The 15,857-nt window shown below is 70.9% G+C and carries 18 protein-coding genes and 3 pseudogenes; 12 read left to right on the forward strand and 9 right to left on the reverse strand.

Annotation, left to right across the window (positions count from 1 at the left end; translation table 11 throughout):
- Positions 1–37: 37 nt before the first annotated feature.
- Positions 38–607 carry a DUF1707 domain-containing protein gene (locus tag BX285_RS17040; RefSeq protein WP_097238757.1) on the reverse strand — a complete coding sequence of 190 codons (570 nt, stop codon included), beginning with the start codon at positions 605–607 and terminating at the stop codon, positions 38–40.
- Between the two features lie 436 nt (positions 608–1,043).
- On the opposite strand from BX285_RS17040, the pseudogene BX285_RS17045 reads away from it, so the two are divergent.
- Positions 1,044–1,529 (forward strand): annotated as a pseudogene (locus BX285_RS17045) (hypothetical protein).
- On the opposite strand, the pseudogene BX285_RS17050 reads toward BX285_RS17045, so the two are convergent.
- Together BX285_RS17050 and BX285_RS17055 are read right to left on the reverse strand one after the other, a co-directional pair.
- Positions 1,522–1,794: pseudogene (locus tag BX285_RS17050) on the reverse strand (transposase); the annotation flags it as partial. The pseudogenes BX285_RS17045 and BX285_RS17050 overlap by 8 nt on opposite strands.
- A 160-nt stretch (positions 1,795–1,954) precedes the next feature.
- On the reverse strand, positions 1,955–2,611 hold the full coding sequence (locus BX285_RS17055; protein ID WP_121175564.1) for a TetR/AcrR family transcriptional regulator: 657 nt from the start codon (positions 2,609–2,611) through the stop codon (positions 1,955–1,957).
- Positions 2,612–2,727: 116 nt separating this feature from the next.
- Here BX285_RS17055 and BX285_RS17060 point away from each other — a divergent pair, with 116 nt between their 5' ends.
- Positions 2,728–3,738, forward strand: coding sequence for a hypothetical protein (locus BX285_RS17060; RefSeq protein WP_121175565.1), 1,011 nt, complete (start codon positions 2,728–2,730; stop codon positions 3,736–3,738).
- A 109-nt stretch (positions 3,739–3,847) separates the two neighbouring features.
- Here the strand turns inward: BX285_RS17060 and BX285_RS17065 are convergent, their stop codons facing one another.
- From BX285_RS17065 to BX285_RS17075, 3 genes are all read right to left on the reverse strand, one after another.
- Positions 3,848–4,240, reverse strand: a complete 393-nt coding sequence (locus BX285_RS17065; protein ID WP_147465175.1) for a hypothetical protein — start codon at positions 4,238–4,240, stop codon at positions 3,848–3,850.
- 152 nt (positions 4,241–4,392) lie between these two features.
- The gene (locus BX285_RS17070) at positions 4,393–4,626 is read right to left on the reverse strand and encodes a DUF397 domain-containing protein (RefSeq protein ID WP_121175567.1); all 234 of its coding nucleotides are present in this window, start codon (positions 4,624–4,626) and stop codon (positions 4,393–4,395) included.
- Positions 4,623–5,483 (reverse strand): helix-turn-helix transcriptional regulator, encoded by an 861-nt coding sequence (locus BX285_RS17075; RefSeq protein ID WP_121175568.1) that lies wholly within the window; start codon positions 5,481–5,483, stop codon positions 4,623–4,625. The genes BX285_RS17070 and BX285_RS17075 overlap by 4 nt, the downstream gene beginning before the upstream one ends.
- 170 nt (positions 5,484–5,653) lie before the next feature.
- On the opposite strand from BX285_RS17075, the gene BX285_RS17080 reads away from it, so the two are divergent.
- Genes BX285_RS17080 through BX285_RS17090 form a run of 3 tightly spaced genes read left to right on the forward strand, consistent with a single transcriptional unit; the run spans position 5,654 to position 7,036 of the window.
- The gene (locus BX285_RS17080) at positions 5,654–6,070 is read left to right on the forward strand and encodes an ATP-binding protein (RefSeq protein WP_121175569.1); all 417 of its coding nucleotides are present in this window, start codon (positions 5,654–5,656) and stop codon (positions 6,068–6,070) included.
- Positions 6,067–6,288 (forward strand): hypothetical protein, encoded by a 222-nt coding sequence (locus BX285_RS17085; protein WP_121175570.1) that lies wholly within the window; start codon positions 6,067–6,069, stop codon positions 6,286–6,288. The genes BX285_RS17080 and BX285_RS17085 overlap by 4 nt, the downstream gene beginning before the upstream one ends.
- A gap of 13 nt (positions 6,289–6,301) precedes the next feature.
- The gene (locus tag BX285_RS17090) at positions 6,302–7,036 is read left to right on the forward strand and encodes a hypothetical protein (RefSeq protein ID WP_121175571.1); all 735 of its coding nucleotides are present in this window, start codon (positions 6,302–6,304) and stop codon (positions 7,034–7,036) included.
- A gap of 153 nt (positions 7,037–7,189) precedes the next feature.
- Here the strand turns inward: BX285_RS17090 and BX285_RS17095 are convergent, their stop codons facing one another.
- Positions 7,190–7,600: a RidA family protein gene (locus tag BX285_RS17095; protein WP_121175572.1), complete on the reverse strand. Its 411-nt coding sequence runs from the start codon at positions 7,598–7,600 to the stop codon at positions 7,190–7,192.
- A gap of 190 nt (positions 7,601–7,790) precedes the next feature.
- Here BX285_RS17095 and BX285_RS17100 point away from each other — a divergent pair, with 190 nt between their 5' ends.
- On the forward strand, positions 7,791–9,185 hold the full coding sequence (locus tag BX285_RS17100; RefSeq protein ID WP_121175573.1) for a pyridoxal-phosphate dependent enzyme: 1,395 nt from the start codon (positions 7,791–7,793) through the stop codon (positions 9,183–9,185).
- Positions 9,186–9,217: 32 nt separating this feature from the next.
- Here the strand turns inward: BX285_RS17100 and BX285_RS17105 are convergent, their stop codons facing one another.
- Together BX285_RS17105 and BX285_RS17110 are read right to left on the reverse strand one after the other, a co-directional pair.
- On the reverse strand, positions 9,218–9,643 hold the full coding sequence (locus tag BX285_RS17105; protein ID WP_097238769.1) for an ML domain-containing protein: 426 nt from the start codon (positions 9,641–9,643) through the stop codon (positions 9,218–9,220).
- A gap of 132 nt (positions 9,644–9,775) precedes the next feature.
- Positions 9,776–10,561 carry a TetR/AcrR family transcriptional regulator gene (locus BX285_RS17110; protein ID WP_310794217.1) on the reverse strand — a complete coding sequence of 262 codons (786 nt, stop codon included), beginning with the start codon at positions 10,559–10,561 and terminating at the stop codon, positions 9,776–9,778.
- 104 nt (positions 10,562–10,665) lie between these two features.
- Between BX285_RS17110 and BX285_RS17115 the strand changes: the two genes are divergently transcribed.
- The 6 genes and pseudogenes from BX285_RS17115 (at position 10,666) to BX285_RS17145 (ending at position 15,853) form a co-directional block, all read left to right on the forward strand.
- Positions 10,666–11,637, forward strand: coding sequence for an ATP-binding cassette domain-containing protein (locus tag BX285_RS17115; protein WP_121175575.1), 972 nt, complete (start codon positions 10,666–10,668; stop codon positions 11,635–11,637).
- Positions 11,637–12,470, forward strand: a complete 834-nt coding sequence (locus BX285_RS17120) for an ABC transporter permease (protein WP_097238772.1) — start codon at positions 11,637–11,639, stop codon at positions 12,468–12,470. Before BX285_RS17115 ends, BX285_RS17120 begins: the two co-directional genes overlap by 1 nt.
- Before the next feature lie 143 nt (positions 12,471–12,613).
- Positions 12,614–13,600, forward strand: coding sequence for an aldo/keto reductase (locus BX285_RS17130; RefSeq protein ID WP_121177583.1), 987 nt, complete (start codon positions 12,614–12,616; stop codon positions 13,598–13,600).
- 79 nt (positions 13,601–13,679) lie between these two features.
- Complete coding sequence (locus BX285_RS17135) at positions 13,680–14,306, forward strand: TetR/AcrR family transcriptional regulator (RefSeq protein WP_121175576.1); 627 nt, start codon at positions 13,680–13,682, stop codon at positions 14,304–14,306.
- Positions 14,307–14,468: 162 nt separating this feature from the next.
- A pseudogene (locus BX285_RS17140) lies at positions 14,469–14,984 on the forward strand (DUF4188 domain-containing protein); the annotation flags it as partial.
- 182 nt (positions 14,985–15,166) lie between these two features.
- Positions 15,167–15,853: a C39 family peptidase gene (locus BX285_RS17145; protein ID WP_121175577.1), complete on the forward strand. Its 687-nt coding sequence runs from the start codon at positions 15,167–15,169 to the stop codon at positions 15,851–15,853.
- The last annotated feature ends 4 nt before the right edge of the window (positions 15,854–15,857 follow it).

Consider the following 15,857-nt stretch of genomic DNA (forward strand, 5'->3'; position numbering starts at 1 on the left):
ACGACGGCGCTCGGGAAGGTGCGGCTGCCGTAGATCGTTATGTGCGCCGGGCCCTGCGCGCCACCTCGGATGTGACGAACTGCTCCACAACGCGGATGTGGCGGGCCGCGCCAACCAGTTCGATACGGACCAGGAGTGGTATGCCTGAGTCGACGGGCGGCCTGACCTTGATCTTGCCGAACTCCACATTGAGCTCGGTGGTGTCCACCACTATGCCGGGTTTGGTGACCAGGACTAGCTTCCCGCCCTGCGCATCGATGTCGATGTGCAGGGTGCTATGAGTGATCTCTGCTTCGGTGAAGTCGAGGATGACGCGGCAGAAGTGGGTGCCGAACGCGATTCGCCGAGGCACGGTCCATCGGCCGGTGCGTTCGAACCGGCCGAAGCGCTGGTTGATGTGGAGCACCTCCTCGGCCTGCTTGGCGGCCGGTAAGTCAGAGGTGAGCGAGGCGAGTTCGCCGATGGTCCGAGCCGAAAGCGCGGCTTCCACACGGGTTTCGAGCTCATCGGTACTCAGCCGGCCGTCGCCGGCGGCCAGACGCAGGACGTCCACGGCCTGATCCCGGTCCGCGTGCGAGGCTCGCAGCTCCGGCGGTTCTCCCGACATGCGACCAACGTTAGCCCACGTGCTTGAAGGTGGTCTATGACGCTCGGGCGGCTTGCCGCTGGTAGTGGTGGGTTCGAGGCGCGGTCGGAGCGGCGGGACCGGATTCGGACGGCCTGACGCCGGCGCGCTGCTCGGGAAGGTTCCTGCGAATCCGTGGAGTCACGGACAGGACAGGTGATTTCGGCGGCCCCGGCAAACCGGCGGGGGCCGCCCTTCGGCATGCCTTGCCGTTCCGATGCCGACGAAGGGCCTTACTTCACCCTGCAGGCTCGGTGGCAGTGCGGGCGTCCTGCGCGGGGACCGGGCAGCACCCCCGGGCGGGGGAGTGGGAAGTCGGCGGGTCCGACTTCCCACTCCTCGCCGGGGGGTGCCTCTATGGGGTTCGTCAAGGAAAATCGGGCTGCGTTCGGGTGGCGTTGGAGGGCAGCATGGCGGGATGCCGGATCTGCTGTGGGACGACGTCAGGAACTTCTTCGATCCTGACCTGATCGGTGCTCTGCCGGACGTGTCCGTGGAAGGCACTTCGGTGGATGACTGGCAGGCGGTGTTCGATCTGGTCCGGTCGAGCGGTTGGGCGTGGGAGTACTTGGAGGGCCGCGTCGCCGTGCCGCTGCCTCCCGCAGCGGAGGTGTTGTCGCGTCCGGCCGGCGCCGAGACGGTCAACCTTCAGGTCTGACCGGTTCCGGGCGTGCTGGCGATCTTCCGTCCGATGTCTGCCGAGGAGATCGACTTCGATGTCGACCTTCGCGAGCTGCAGGGCCAGGAGGGAGTGGACACTCTGTGCCGGTTCCTGGCGGCGGTCGGTCGGCGACTGGGCAAGCCGGTGGCCATGACCGCCGAAGGCGACTACGGGAACCCGGTGCTCGGGTTTGACCTCGCGGCCGATCGCGTGGTGCTGATGGCGGACCCGCAGTTCAGCTGACCTCTGCCGCCACCCGGGATTCGTAGAAGGTTCCGTCGCGGAGCATGGCGAACAGGACGTCGACCCGGCGTCTGGCCAGGCAGAGGAGGGCCTGGGTGTGCCGTTTTCCTCGGCCGATCTTCTTGTCGTAGTAGGCGCGGGAGGCCGGGTCGCTGAGCGAGGCGAACGCAGCCAGGAAGAACGCCCGTTTCAGCTGCTTGTTGCCCCGGCGCGAGGGGTGCTCGCCGCGTATGGAGGAGCCGGAACTGCGGGTCGCGGCGGCAAGCCTGGATCCGCTTCTCCAGGACCTTGCGCTGGTCGAGGACGGCCCGCAGGGAGCCGGCCAGGCTCGGCACGATCAGCGCGGCCGCCTCGGTGCCCGGCGACCATCATCTACGTTGAATCGGCAGGTTGTCTGTCCAGCGGATGCCCCAGGTGGGTCGACTTCACGGCTGGGTGCGTCGCTCGGCGGCGTCGAACGCGGGTGCGAGCGGGGCCAGTGCCGTCCGGAGCTGGTCGGGCAGTGAGCCGGAGGGCACGACCAGTCCTCCGGCGCAGAAACTCCCGGCCGCCCCTGCGCTCCCGGCCGGCTGGAGCCAGCCTTCCAGTGCGATGCGAACCGCCGCGGCCACGCTCGCCGCGAGCACGCGGGCTGTGTGTGCTCCGGCGTCAGCCAGGCGTTCGGCGATCACCGCCGTGAGAGGGGGCTCGATGCCGGCGGTGGCGTCGAGGAACGCGTCGCGCAGCGCGGGCTGGGTGGTGATCAGCAGCAGCGCCTCGTGTTCGTGCTCACCGGTGTTCGTGTACTGCTCGACCACTGCTTCGGTGACGGCGTCAGCCAGGCGGGCTCCTGCGGGCCGGGCCGCGACGGATGCCGCGATGCGCGCCTCCCGGTCCGCGGTGACAGCGGAGACGATCGCCTGCTCGCGGCTGGCGAAGTAGTTGTTGTAGGTGCGCGGCGAGACCCCGGCCGCCCCCGCGATGTCCTCGACCCGCACCTGGTCCAGTCCGCGCTCAACAGCCAGGCGCAGGGCCGCCTCGCGTAGCGCCTCGCGCGTGGCCTGCTTCTTCCGCTCCCGCAGCCCTGGTGGTGGTGTCGTCACGGTGACAGCGTTCCACACAGGGATGCGTGCACGCAAACTTGCGCGCACGCAAGTTTCCTGTCAGCCTCGACCCGACCGAGACCGACCGAGAGGACGTCGCCATGCGAGCAAGAGGAATGACCTACGACACCGGATTCGTCGTGCACGGCCAGACATCCCGCGAGCACTTAGACCCCGCGGTGGTCCGGCGTGAACTCGCCATCATCCGCGACGACCTGCACTGCAACGCGGTCCAGATCATCGGCGGCGACCCGGACCGAATGGAACTGGCCGCCGATGCCGCCGCCGAACTCGGCCTGGAGGTCTGGTTCTCGCCCTATCCGCTGGAGCTGAATCCGGACCAGATCCTCACGCTCTTCCGCGACTGCGCCGAGCGCGCGGAACGGCTCCGGCAGCAGGGGGCCACCGTCGTGTTCGTCGCAGGGGTCGAGCTGAGCGTGATGAACCGCGGGTTCCTGCCCGGAGAGAGCCCCGAGGAGCGGGTCGAGCAGCTGATGAGCCGACCCGAGCAGCGATCCGTTGCGATGCGCGAACTCGGCGTGCGCATCAACGCATTCCTCCGCGACGCCGCGGCCACGGTCCGCGAGCACTTCCAGGGCAAGCTCACCTACGCATCCATCCAGTTCGAACAGGTCGACTGGACCCCCTTCGACATGATGACGTTCGAGCTGATCCGCTCCGCCGAGGTCGCCGACCGGTTCCGGGAAGCGGTGCGCACCCTGGCCCAGGGCCCGAAGCCACTCGCCATCACCGGGTTCGGCACCGCGGCCTACCGCGGCGCGGGAGACCGCGGTGGGCGGGTACTGGAAGTGGTCGAGCACGACCCGGAGACCAAGGCCCCGGTACGGCTGAACGGCGTGTACGAGCGTGACGAGGCCGGCCAGGCCGCATACCTGAGCGAACTGCTGGAGATCTTCGAGACCGAGGGCGTGGACAGCGCGTTCGTGTTCCTGTTCGCCTTGCCCGGCTACCCCCACCGCCCGGACGGCGACCCCCGGGACGACCTCGACCGGGCCGGCCTGGGCATCGTCAAACTCCTCGAAGGGCGCCGGGGACAGACCTACCCCGACATGGAATGGGAACCCAAGGCCGCCTTCGCCGCAGTGGCGCAGCGGTATCGGAGGTGACACGCCCCGCGCACGGTGACCACGGCTCGGGATCTGCCCTGCGCCGCAGGGCAGATCCCGAGCAGATGGAAGCGGTATTCGCCGAATCCGGGACGGTGGTGACGGGTGGTCATCGCGCGGCCGACGGGCGGTGCGGCCATGCGGCGATGCCCAGCGCCGTACCGATGCCGACGAAGGCGGCGGCTCCGACCGGAGCCACCCAGCCGGTGAGCGGGCCGTACGGGATCAGCAGAGTGCCGGCCCAGGTCGGGGCGAGCGCGACGCCGATCAGCGCGAGGACGGCGGTGAAGTCGACGCCGTGGCGCTCCAGCCAGACCAGGGCGGTGGGCGCGCCGTTGCGTGCGAACTCGTCCGCCACGTCGAAGCCGTCGGCCACGCCTGCCCGGCCGCCCGCCGCCCAGTACGTCTTCAGCGCGATGTAGGGGAGCGCGAGGGCGCCCGCCAGGGGGACGGCGCTGCGCGCGGTCTTCGGTGCCAAACGGAGTGCCAACTGGGGTGCCATGCCCGCCCACTTCGGTGTCGTCGGCGTCGTCGACTTCACTCTGCGGTACCGCGGGCAGTGCGGGCGTCATGCGCGGGGACCGGGCGGCACCCCCCGGGCGGGGGAGTGGGAAGTCGGACCCGCCGACTTCCCACTCCCCCGCCCGGGGGTTGTCAGGCGGTGAAGCGGGGGTCGCGGGCTTCGATGGCCTGGACGAAGGCGGTCCATTCGGCCTGGTCGAAGGCGAGGTGGGGACGGTCGGGGTTCTTGTCGTCGCCGATCCAGACGTCACCGTTGTCGAAACGCGCGATGATCACGCAACTGCCGTTGTCGTCCCCAGAGAAGGGGGACTTGACCCAGGCGGCAGAGGCGGGATCGTGGCCGTAGGGGTCGCGCTTTTCGCTCACGTCAACTCTTCCAACTTGCGTTCAAGGGCTGCGATGGTGTCCTCCGGGGACAGCGCGCACCGCTTCACGCGGGCAAATGCCCTTTCGGCTCGCCGCACGTCGCGTCCCGTTCTACGCGGGAGCATACCTCCGACGGCTTCGACGAAGACGAAGCCGTCGGAGGGCTCGTCCGGGAAGCGCATGAGGACGAGCCCAGAGGTGAGAATGCCCTGCCGCCCTGCACTCAGAGGGACCATGCGCACGGTGACGTTGGGATACTGAGCGACCTTGATCGTGTGGCGAATCTGCTCAGCCAACACCTTCTGGTCGCCGGCGACCAGAAGGGCTACTTCACCGAAATATGCGTCGAAGGTGAGTACCGGCTCGGTGGCGAGCCGACGCTGACGCAGTATCCGGACTTCAGCGGCGGTCTCGATCTGCTCCTCGTTGGGAGCACTCAGGCCCGCTGCGATCATCTCCTTCGCGTAGCCCTCGGTCTGGAGAAGGCCAGGGAACGCGGACAGGAAGTACTCCTGCATGTGAGATGCGTCGGACTCCAACGCGAGGTACTCGGCGAAGGCGGCGGTGATCGAGTCCGCGAAGTCGAGGTTGCGCCACCACTGCCTCGTGGGGCCGTCGCTGAGCAGACTCTCGAAATCCTCGCGCTCCTGGCCCTCGATGCCGTAATGATCGAGCAGTGTCTTGAGGTCGGATGCGCTGATCTGCTGGTGGGCTCGCTCGATCCTGCTGAGGCGAGCAGCGTTCCAACCCTTCAGGCCGGCGGTCACCTCGGTCAAGGTCTTGTTGTTGTACAGCCGCCAGTTTCGCAGCTCGTCGCCGAGGCGGATCTGCCTGATCGCTGACAGGTCCTTGCTCAAGTGGCGCCCCTCCCTCTGAGTGTGGGTCCAGTGTCGCCATGATGCGCAGGTGGCTCAACTCGTTTCAAGATCCACGGATTTGTTGTTCCGTTCGGGTTGCAGGTTCGAATTGAGATGCCCCACACTCAACGTGACCGCACGAACACGCCACTGAAGGTGTGGGGTGACCCATGTCCACCATGCGTAACCCGGTCCTCCAGACCTGGGAGACCGTCCTCACCGAGCACTCGACCTCGGTCCGTACCGCCCGCCGTCTCATCCACGCCCAGCTGACCTCCTGGGGCTGGAGCGGCGAACCCGTGGACGACCTCGTCCTCATCGCCTCCGAGCTCGTGACCAACGCCGTCGTGCACGCCTGTCAGGGGCACGGCGAAGTCCGCCTCTACCTCCAGGAGTTCGACGGCGACTGCCGCCTCGAAGTCTGGGATCCGCGCGGCGACCTCTCGCTCCGCCGGTCGCGCCCCCGCCGCTTCACCGAAGGCGGCCGCGGCATCGAACTCGTCCGTCAGCTCGCCTTCGACTTCGGCGTCATCGCCCGCCGTGACGCGGGCAAGCGGGTCTGGGCGCGCGTCCTGCTCAGGAGTTGAGCCCGATCAAGCTCTCTTCCACGGCCGCTGTCACCGCGGCCAGCCTCGCCCTCGCCTGCTTCGCATCGGACCTCGTCCCGGCGCGCGAGCCAGCCACCGCCGACGTCGTCTGGTGGACCACCCTGGCCGCCGCCCTCATGACCGGCATCACGCGCCGCAACGACGACGACCGTAACGACCGTAACGACCGTAACGACCGTTCCGACCACGACGATTGACCGAGGAAGACCCATGGTCAACATCCACCCCGCCGCGATCGCCTTCCGCGACCCCGCCGCCTTCCTGGACCGGTGCGAGATCGGCGGCGTCCGACAGCGCCTCCACCTCGAACCCGGCTACGAGAGCGGTGCCGTGCTGCCCGCCGGCGACTGGTCCCCGCTGCCCGAGGACCACCCCGAGCGGTACGCGCCGAGCATCTTCACCCAGGACAGCGGCCTGGTCGAGTTCTTCCGCCTCCCCGACACCGTCACCGACCGCCACTCCCTCGCCGCCCTGGTCGGCGAGCTCGGCGACCCCCACCCCGTCCCCCTCGGCGAGACCGACGACCCGCCCGGCGAGCCCGTCACCCACCGCCTTCCCGAGTCCGGCCTGCGCCCCGGCGTGCACATCGACCACCACGAGAACCTGCCGTACGCCGAGCGCCGGACCTCCCGCCGCCGGCTCTGCGTCAACCTCGGCCCCGGCACCCGGTACCTGCTCCTCTCGACCAGCAACATCCTGTCGGTCTGCCGTACCGTGCGCGACCGTTACGAGACCCACCACCCGCACACCGAAGACCTGCGGATGTGCCTGTCCCAGCACAAGCCGGTCGGCCTGCTGCGGATCCGCATCGAGCCGCGCGAGGGCTGGTTCGCGCCGACCGCCATGCTCCCCTACGACGAGTCCACGGAGGACGAGGAGTTGCCCTCCCGTACGGCCTCCTGGCTCGGCCACTGGGAGCGCGGTGTCTTCGGTCCGTTGATCTGACGATCGGTCACTCTCTGCACACACCCCGTCGGCGGGGCGGGCGCGGGCCGCAGCGTTGCGCACCTTGGAGTGCGGCTGAGCTGCGGGGCGCGTACGGGCGGCCGCGCGCCCCTGTTCACGCCCAGAGGCAGAGACGGGTGTCGACGCCCGGCATCACCGGACGAGTCCGATGGCCTCGATCTCGATCATCCACGCAGGGTCGGCGAGTGAGGAGACCTCCACGAACGACTCCGCGAGGTGGGGCTTGTCCGGGAAGTGCTCTGCGCGCAGCTTGGCGAAGACGTCCTGCTGGGTGATGTCGGTGACGAACACCGTCGCCTTGACCACCTCGGCCAGGCTGGAACCTGCGTTCGTCAGGACCGTCGACAGATTGGCGAGCGCCTGACGGGCTTGCGCCTCGAAGTCCCCTGCGCCGACCGTGGCGCCCTGGGCATCGATCGGCGCCTGCCCCGAGGTGAAGACCAGGTTCCCGACCCGGACGCCGAGCGATATGCCGGCCGACTCGTACCAGTCGGGCTCCGCGGAGACGCGCACGCGCTCGGCGGCAGGCTGTGTATCGGACATGACGCTGACACTCCCTCAAGACTGCTCACACGGGGTCGGGGCACTGTGATCACCCCGACGTGATCCGACAGCCACGAGGTCCTGTGATTCATTCCCGCGACCTGCCGCCACCGACAATGTGGCGAAGCCTCAATAACGGGCCGCCGGCCTGGGCAGTCTGGGGCGGACGACTAGCGAAAGGGGCCGCCAGATGGCCGCAGTTCACGAATCCGTTCTCGACGGGATCGGCGGGACGCCGCTGTTCCGCCTCGCCCGGCTGGGCGCGGACAGCGCCGCGCCGATCTATGCCAAGGCCGAATTCCTCAACATCGGCGGCAGCGTCAAGGACCGCGCCGCGCTCTCCATGATCCTGGCCGCCGAGCGGGACGGTCTGCTGAAGCCCGGCGGGACGATCATCGAGGCGACCTCCGGGAACACCGGCATCGGCCTGACCATCGTCGGGCGGCAGCGCGGGTACCGGGTGATCGTCGGGGTGTCCGACAAGTCGTCGGCGGAGAAGTCCGACATCCTGCGGGCGTACGGCGCGGAGGTGGTGCACGCGACGACCTCCGTGCCGCAGGAGGACCCGCAGCACCTGTTCAACCTGGTCCGGCGGCTGGAGGAGGAGATCCCCGGCGCCTGGCTGGCCAACCAGTACGACAACCTGGCCAACCCCGATGCCCATGTGCGAACCACCGGCCCCGAGATCTGGGAGCAGACCGAGGGGAGGATCACCCACTTCGTCGCGGGGGTCGGAACCGGCGGCACCGTCACCGGCACCGGCTCGTACCTGAAGGAGGCCTCGGGCGGTGCGGTGAGGGTCGTCGGCGCGGACCCGGAGTCCTCGATGTACGGGGGCGGCGACGGGAGCCCCTGGTACGTCGAGAGCATCGGGCACTTCCTGCACCCCGAGACCGTCGAGGACCGCTGGCCGCAGGCCTACCGGTCGGAGGTGGTCGACGCCTTCGAGCGGATTCCGGACCGTGAATCGCTGCTGACCGCGCGCCGGCTGGCGCGGGAGGAGGGCATCCTGGCCGGTCCGTCCTCCGGGACGGCGGTGGCGGCGGCGCTGCGGGTGGCGCGGGAGCTCGGGCCGGAGGACCTGGTCGTGGTGCTGCTGCCGGACTCGGGGCGTTCGTACCTGTCGAAGGTGCACAGCGACGCCTGGATGCGGCAGTGGGGGTTCCTGGAAGAGGAGGGAGAGAGCCTGCGGGGCCTGCTCGACGGGGGCCGGTTGGTGGCCGTGGACGCCGGGGCGACCGTCGGCGAGGCGCTGGAGGCGCTGCGCGACGCGCCGGGCGGGCTGGCGCCGGTCGTGCTCGCGCGGGCCTCGCGGCCGTTCGGGGTGGCCGCGGCGGAGGTGGTCGGCTCGGTGGAGCGGGCGGAGCTGGCGGCGGCGCTCACGGACGGCTCCGCAAAGCCGGGCGACCCGCTGGGGGACCCGGTGGGCGGTGCGCTGCTCGGGCCGGCGCTGCCGACGGTGGGTGTCGGGCAGTCGCCGGCCGAGGCGCGGGCGGCGCTGGGGGAGGCACGGCCCGGGGTGGCGGTGCTGGTGGACGGACGGGTCGCGGCGGTGCTGCCGAGGGCGGCTCTGGCCGTCGGATAGAGACGCGTCCTGCGGCGTCGCGGGTCAGGCGGTCAGGCGGTCAGGAAGTCGACCTTGACGTCGAGTCCCAGCAGGTCGTCGTCGTCCACCGTGTAGCCCCGGACGTTGATGCTGAACTTCGCCCGCGGTGTCTCCCTCGACAGGTCCAGGGTGAGGGTCAGCGTCGTGGGGCCCTTCGGGATCGGGCTCTTGCCGTCGCTGGTGCTGCAGGCCAGTTGGAGGCTGCCCTCGCCGCGCAGTTCGGCGAGGAGGTCGAACTTCTTGGCCATCAGCTTGATCAGGCCCAGCTTGATGACGACGTCGAGGTAGGCACCGTCCTGAATCTCTTCCTGGGCGGTGGCGTTGATGGTGAAGACGTTGGTCTTACCCGGGAGGGGTGGGTCCGGGGTGACGGTGATGCTGGTGATCTGTAGCGGGTCCGTCGGCAGCCCGACGTCGGAGTAGTCCCAGCCGGCCATCGAAAGCCTCCATGGGTGAGGGGAGTTGATCTCTGCAACAGCGGCTCAGTCTGGCGTGCCAAGCCTCTGGGGTTCCGGTGGCGCGCCCCTCAAACCACTCGGACGGGTGATCAACCCCCCGAGCCCCTGCCCTCAGTGCCCCGCCGCCGAGGCCAGGACGGCGGAGATGACCCGTTCCAGGACGCGGTCGAAGGTCCGGTCCGGGTCGGCGGGCGGCCCCGAGGTGGCGAATGCCTGGGCCAGGTGCGGGTATTCGCCGCTCGTCGCCGCCTGGGTGAGGTAACCGACCAGCTCCGCCTGCCACTTGGCGCCCGCGGCCGCCGTCTGCTCGTACTGCGCGTACTGGGTGAGGAAGCCGTTGAACAGGGACATCGCCTCCATCCGGGCAGCGCCGTCGAGGCCGGTGGGGGCGGTGACGGCGAGGAAGTGGTCGGTGTAGCGCAGGGCGTTGGGGCCGATGCCGGGGCGGGCCAGGACCACGGCGGGCACCCAGGGGTGGCGGCGGAGGATGGCCAGCTGCTCGTGGGCGAGGCGGGTGAGGTCGGCCCGGACGTCGCCGCTCGGCTCGGCCGGAAGCCGGTACTCGCCGATGACGGCGTCGAGCATCAGGTCGAGCAGGTGCTCCTTCTTCGGCACGTAGTTGTACAGCGACATGGTGCCCGCGCCGAGCGCGGCCGCGACCCGGCGCATGGAGGCGGCGTCCAGGCCCTCGGCGTCGGCGATCGCGATCGCCGCGGCGGCGATCGATTCGCGGCTGTGGGCCGGGCGCGGTCCGCGGCCGGTGCGCTCGGGGCGCAGCCAGATCAGTTCGGGCGCCTCGGGGGGCGTGGGCCTGGCGGAGGGGCTGGACGGGCGGGGCTCGTTGGACGGGCCGGACGGGCCGGGCTTGCCGGACGGGCTGGGCTTGCTGGACGGCACTGGAAGATCACCTCGGTTCCCCATCTTAGATACGTACGGCGTACGTAGTAGGATGCGCTTGCGCGCGCTTCTACGTACGCTGTACCTAGAGAGAGGGATCAGCCATGTCCGAAGCCAGTCGACCGGCCATCGAGATGGCGGGTGTGGAGAAACGGTTCGGTGCCACGGAGGCCCTGCGCGGCCTCGACCTCGCCGTCCCCACCGGCACCGTCTGCGGCCTCCTCGGCCCCAACGGCGCCGGCAAGACCACCGCCGTGCGCGTTCTCGCCACCCTCATCGCCCCCGACCGGGGCGCCGTTCGGGTCGCCGGGCACGATGCCGTCCGCCACCCCGAGGAGGTCCGGCGGGCGATCGGCCTCGCCGGGCAGCACGCCGCCCTGGACGAGGGCATCACCGGCCGCGACAACCTCCACCTCTTCGGCCGGCTGCACCGCCTCGGCGCCCGCCGGGCCCGGCAGCGCGCCGAAGAACTGCTCACCCGCTTCGGCCTCGCCGACGCCGGGGACCGGCTGGTCCGCACCTACTCCGGCGGCATGCGCCGACGCCTCGACCTCATCGCCAGCCTCGTCACCAGCCCGCCCGTGCTCTTCCTGGACGAGCCCACCACTGGGCTCGACCCGCGCAGCCGACTGGAGATCTGGGACACCGTCAAGGAGTTGGCGGACGGCGGCACCACCGTGCTGCTCACCACCCAGTACCTGGAGGAGGCCGACCGGCTCGCCGACGAGATCGTGGTCGTCGACCACGGCGCCGCCATCGCCACCGGCCCGCCCGACCGGCTCAAGGCGGCGATCGGCAGCCAGGTCTCCGTCACCCTGGCCAACCCGGACCAACTCGCCTCCACCGCGGTGGTGTTGTCCGCCCTGACCGGCGGCGACGCGCAGGTGGACGTGGCCGAGCGCACCGTCACGGTGCTGACGGTGCCCGGGGTGTCCGTCCAGCTGCCCTCGCTGGTGAGGGAGTTGGACGGCGCAGGCGTCCTGGCGGAGGACGTCGCGGTGCGGGCGCCCTCGCTGGACGACGTGTTCCTCGCGCTGACCAAGGAGTCCGCCGCTGCGATGGGGAGGGCCGCCTGATGGCCAACACCGTCAAAACCGCCGCGTACGGCGCCGGGCGCCCCTCGGTCGGGGGACGGCTGGCCTCCGACACCTGGACGTCGATGCTCCGCGTTCTGCTCAACTACCGCCACTCGCCGGGCCTGTTGGCCGCCTCGCTGGGCGTCCCGGTGGTCATGGTCGTGGTCTTCGGGTACGTCTTCGGCAGTGCCATGCAGGTACCGGGCGGCGGTGACTACCGGGAGTTCCTGATGCCCGGGCTGTTCGCCATGGTCGCCACCAACGGCGTCATGCCCACCATGGTCGGCGCCGCCCGGGACGTCGGGCGCGGGGTCACCGACCGGCTGCGCTCCATGCCGGTCTCGCGTACCGGGCTGCTGCTCGGGCAGACCCTCGCCGACCTGCTGGTCAGCGTGGTCGTCCTGGCCCTGCTCGCCCTGGTCGGACTCGCCGCCGGCTGGCGCGCCCGGCACGGAGTCGCCGACGCGCTGGGGGCGTTCGCGCTGCTGCTGCTGTTCCGGTTCGTGATGACCTGGCTCGGCACGCTGCTCGGCCTGGCCGTCGGCAAGGAGGAGGCAGCCGGCCAACTCTCCGTTGTGGTCTTCCCGTTGGCGATGGTCACCAACGCGTACGTGCCCACCGGCGGCATGCCCGGCTGGCTGCGGACGGTCGCCGACTGGAACCCGATCAGCTCCGTCGTCGAGGCCGCCCGCGGGCTCTTCGGCAACCCGTCCGCACCCGGCGCCGCCTGGCCGATGCAGCACGCCGTCCTGGCCACGCTGCTCTGGAGCGGACTTCTGCTCGCGGTCTGCGGGCCGCTGGCCGTACGGAAGTTCGCCACGCACGGGCGGTGACCCGCTGGTCCGGCTGGTCCGGCTGGTCCGGCTGGTCCGGCTGGTCCGGCTGGTCCGGCTGGTCCGGCTCGTCCGGCTCGTTCGCCCCGTCCGGACGTGAAATGTGCTGGACACCGGGCCCGGTGCGGCCGAAGGTGGGCCCCATGGAGTACACCCACCTCGGCCGTACCGGCCTGACCGTCTCCCGCCTCTGCCTCGGCACCATGAACTTCGGCCCGCACACCGAAGAGGCCGACGCCCACCACCTCATGGACACCGCCCACGAGCGCGGCATCAACTTCTTCGACACCGCCAACTCCTACGGCCGCGACAGCGAGGGCAGGCTCCAGGGCCGCACCGAGGAGATCATCGGCCGCTGGTTCGCCCAGGGCGGCGGCCGCCGCGAGCGGACCGTCCTCGCCACCAAGGCCTACGCGAACATGAGCGACTGGCCCAACGACGGCAAGCTCTCCGCGCTCGCCATCCGCCGGGCCGTCGAGGCCAGCCTGCGCCGCCTGCAGACCGACCACATCGACCTCTACCAGATGCACCACATCGACCGGGCCACGCCCTGGGAAGAGATCTGGCAGGCGATGGAGGTCCTGGTCGCCCAGGGGAAGATCATCTACGTCGGCTCCAGCAACTTCGCCGGCTGGCACATCGCCCAGGCCCAGGAGGCCGCCCGCTCCCGCCACTTCCTCGGCCTGGTCAGCGAGCAGTCCCTCTACAACCTGCTCGACCGCGCGATCGAGCTGGAGGTCATCCCCGCCCTCCAGCACTACGGCCTCGGGCTCATCCCGTGGTCCCCGCTGCGCAGCGGCCTGCTCGGCGGCGTCCTGCGCAAGGAGCGCGAGGGCACCCGGGCGCGCAGCGCCATGGGCTACGCGAGCGAACTCCTCGCCAAGCATCGCGACCGGCTCCAGGCCTACGAGGACTTCGCCGACGAACTCGGCGTCGACCCGGCCGACCTCGCCCTCGCCTGGCTGCTCTCCCGCCCCGCCGTCACCGCCCCGATCATCGGCCCCCGCACCCCGGCCCACCTGGACGCCGCCCTGGTGGCGCTCGACCTGAAGCTCGACCAGAAGACCCTCGACCGCCTCGACGAGCTCTTCCCCGGGCACCGGCCCGCCCCGGAGGACTACGCCTGGTAGAACGTGCGGTTCGGCGTCCGGCTCCGGCACCGCCTTCGGGGAGAAGGCGGTGCCGGCCGGTTGTGGTAGCAAGACAGACATGAGGGACATCAGGGAAAGCGCCGGAGAACGGGGTGGCTACCACCACGGGGCGTTGCCGGAGGCGTTGGTGACGGCGGCGTTCGAGGTGTTGGACGAGCAGGGGCTGGAGAAGGTGAGCGTCCGGGAGGTGGCGCGGCGGGCGGGGGTGTCGGCGGGGGCGCCGTTCCGGCACTTCGCCGACCGGCAGGCGCTGTTGACCGCGCTGGCGGACCGGGTGCTGGCGGACTTCACCCGCTGGCAGGAGGCGCAGGTCGCGGCCGCCGGCCCGGACGGCAGGTCGGTGATGCGGGCGATCGGGATGGGGTTCGTCCGGTACGCGGTGCACCATCCGCAGCGGTTCGAGCTGGTGCGCTCGCGGGTGTTCACGGCCACCCGGGAGCCCGAGCTGCGCGAGCAACTGGACGGGATCGACCGGGCGTTCACCGACCTGATCGTCGCGGACCAGGAGGCGGGCCGGCTGCGCCCCGGTGACCCGGCGCTGGTCGCGCTGGCGGGGCAGGCGCTGGTGTACGGGCTGGCGCAGATGATCGTGGACGGCTACCTGCCGGCCGAGAAGGCGGAGGAGGTGGCCGGTCGGGTGCTCGACAGCTTCGGCCAGGGCATCGCCAACCGGCCTGCGCCGTAGACGCCGGCTGGCGTGTGGCCGCCGACCCGGCGATGGCCGTCAACTTGTCCATGGCGGTCAACCAGCTTGTCCCGTAGCCGAATTGTGCCTGTGGCGTGCCTTGACCGGGGTATCGCGCGCTGATGTAATCACCGATTACATCAGCCGTACGGGGAGGCGCAGATGCCGTTGTTCGTCAAGCCGCTGCCGGGCTTCACCACCGCCGCCGCGAGCGGCGACACCGTGGTGCTGCTCATCGGCATGCGGATCAACCGGTTCTGGGCGGTGCACCAGTGGGGCCCGGTGATGTTCGCGATGTTCCGGATGCTGTACGAGCTGAGCCGCGGCCCCGAACGCGGGATGCTCGGCCGCATCCTGCTCACCGCCTCGCCGCGCACCTACTACGTCGTCCAGTACTGGGAGTCCAAGGAGAAGCTGTACGACTACGCGACCGCGCCGGACGGCTTCCACCACCGTGCGTGGAGCATCGCCAACCGCAAGCTGGCGGAGGGCAGGACCCGCGGGCACGTCGGGCTCTGGCACGAGACGTACATCGTGCCGGAGGGCGGGTACGAGTCGATCTACTTCGACATGCCGCCGTTCGGCCTGGCCGGCGCCACCGGCGCGATCCCGGTGGAGCAGCGCGGCCGGCGTGCGGCGCAGCGCCTGGCGTACCGGTCGGGCCGGAAAGCCGCGGCGGGTGCGGCGGGTGCGGCGGGGGAGCCGAACGCGGCGGGCGCGCCGGTCGCGGCCGCTGCGGAGGCCACTGCCGGTGCGGAGGCCGCCGCCGGTGCGCAGGTCGGCGAGCCCGTGGGGGACACGGGCGGCGCCCAGGGAGTGTCGTGAGTCGTCCGGCCGCCGCCGCGTGAGAGCGTCGGGGGATGGTTGATCAGGGCAGCGTGCGGGCGGGCCGGCCGGAGCGGCCGACCCGCGCCGTACAGGGGGCGCGGGTGGTGCACGAGGTGCCGTACCGCGCGCAGTGGGAGTCCGCGGAACTCGTCCGGGAGATCGTGGACGGGCGGCTGGACGCGGCGGCGGACCCGCGCTGGGGGCAGTCCGGGGCGGCCAGCCCGGAGGAGTACGCCTGGTGGTCCTGGCGGCTGTGCGGGGTGGCCTGCCTGCGGATGGCGCTGGAGCACTGGTGGGGCGTGACGCCGACGGCGATGGCGCTCGCGGGCGAGTGCGTGGCGGCCGGCGCGTACGTGCGGGACGGTGACAGCCTGCGCGGGCTGATCCACGCGCCGTTCGCCGGGTACGTCCGCCGGCGCTGGGGACTGGCCGCGCAGGAAGCGGAGTTGACGCCCGAGGAGGTGGCGGCCGAGGTGGTCGGTGGGCGGCTGGTGATGGTGTCGGTGCACCCGTCGATCCGGGAGCCGGGCGGGCCCGAGCCGGTGCGGCGCGGCGGGCACCTGGTGCTGGCGGTCGGCGCCACGGACACCGCGCTGCTGGTCCACAACCCGTCCGGGTTCCCGGGGGAGTCGCAGGCCTTCGCGCGGGTGCCGTGGCGCTCGTTCGGGCAGTTCTACGCCGGGCGGGGGATCGTGCTCGGCCCGCCCGGCGGCCGGTAGCAGT

Source organism: Streptomyces sp. 1114.5 (assembly GCF_003635085.1).
GTDB lineage: Bacteria > Actinomycetota > Actinomycetes > Streptomycetales > Streptomycetaceae > Kitasatospora.

Excerpts from the sequence above, each read along its gene's own strand:
- BX285_RS17040 (WP_097238757.1), bottom strand. The coding sequence starts at position 607 with ATGTCGGGAGAACCGCCGGAGCTGCGAGCCTCGCACGCGGACCGGGAT.
- BX285_RS17060 (WP_121175565.1), top strand. The coding sequence starts at position 2,728 with ATGACCTACGACACCGGATTCGTCGTGCACGGCCAGACATCCCGCGAG.
- BX285_RS17065 (WP_147465175.1), bottom strand. The coding sequence starts at position 4,240 with ATGGCACCCCAGTTGGCACTCCGTTTGGCACCGAAGACCGCGCGCAGC.
- BX285_RS17080 (WP_121175569.1), top strand. The coding sequence starts at position 5,654 with ATGTCCACCATGCGTAACCCGGTCCTCCAGACCTGGGAGACCGTCCTC.
- BX285_RS17090 (WP_121175571.1), top strand. The coding sequence starts at position 6,302 with ATGGTCAACATCCACCCCGCCGCGATCGCCTTCCGCGACCCCGCCGCC.
- BX285_RS17095 (WP_121175572.1), bottom strand. The coding sequence starts at position 7,600 with ATGTCCGATACACAGCCTGCCGCCGAGCGCGTGCGCGTCTCCGCGGAG.
- BX285_RS17100 (WP_121175573.1), top strand. The coding sequence starts at position 7,791 with ATGGCCGCAGTTCACGAATCCGTTCTCGACGGGATCGGCGGGACGCCG.
- BX285_RS17105 (WP_097238769.1), bottom strand. The coding sequence starts at position 9,643 with ATGGCCGGCTGGGACTACTCCGACGTCGGGCTGCCGACGGACCCGCTA.
- BX285_RS17115 (WP_121175575.1), top strand. The coding sequence starts at position 10,666 with ATGTCCGAAGCCAGTCGACCGGCCATCGAGATGGCGGGTGTGGAGAAA.
- BX285_RS17120 (WP_097238772.1), top strand. The coding sequence starts at position 11,637 with ATGGCCAACACCGTCAAAACCGCCGCGTACGGCGCCGGGCGCCCCTCG.
- BX285_RS17130 (WP_121177583.1), top strand. The coding sequence starts at position 12,614 with ATGGAGTACACCCACCTCGGCCGTACCGGCCTGACCGTCTCCCGCCTC.
- BX285_RS17135 (WP_121175576.1), top strand. The coding sequence starts at position 13,680 with ATGAGGGACATCAGGGAAAGCGCCGGAGAACGGGGTGGCTACCACCAC.
- BX285_RS17145 (WP_121175577.1), top strand. The coding sequence starts at position 15,167 with ATGGTTGATCAGGGCAGCGTGCGGGCGGGCCGGCCGGAGCGGCCGACC.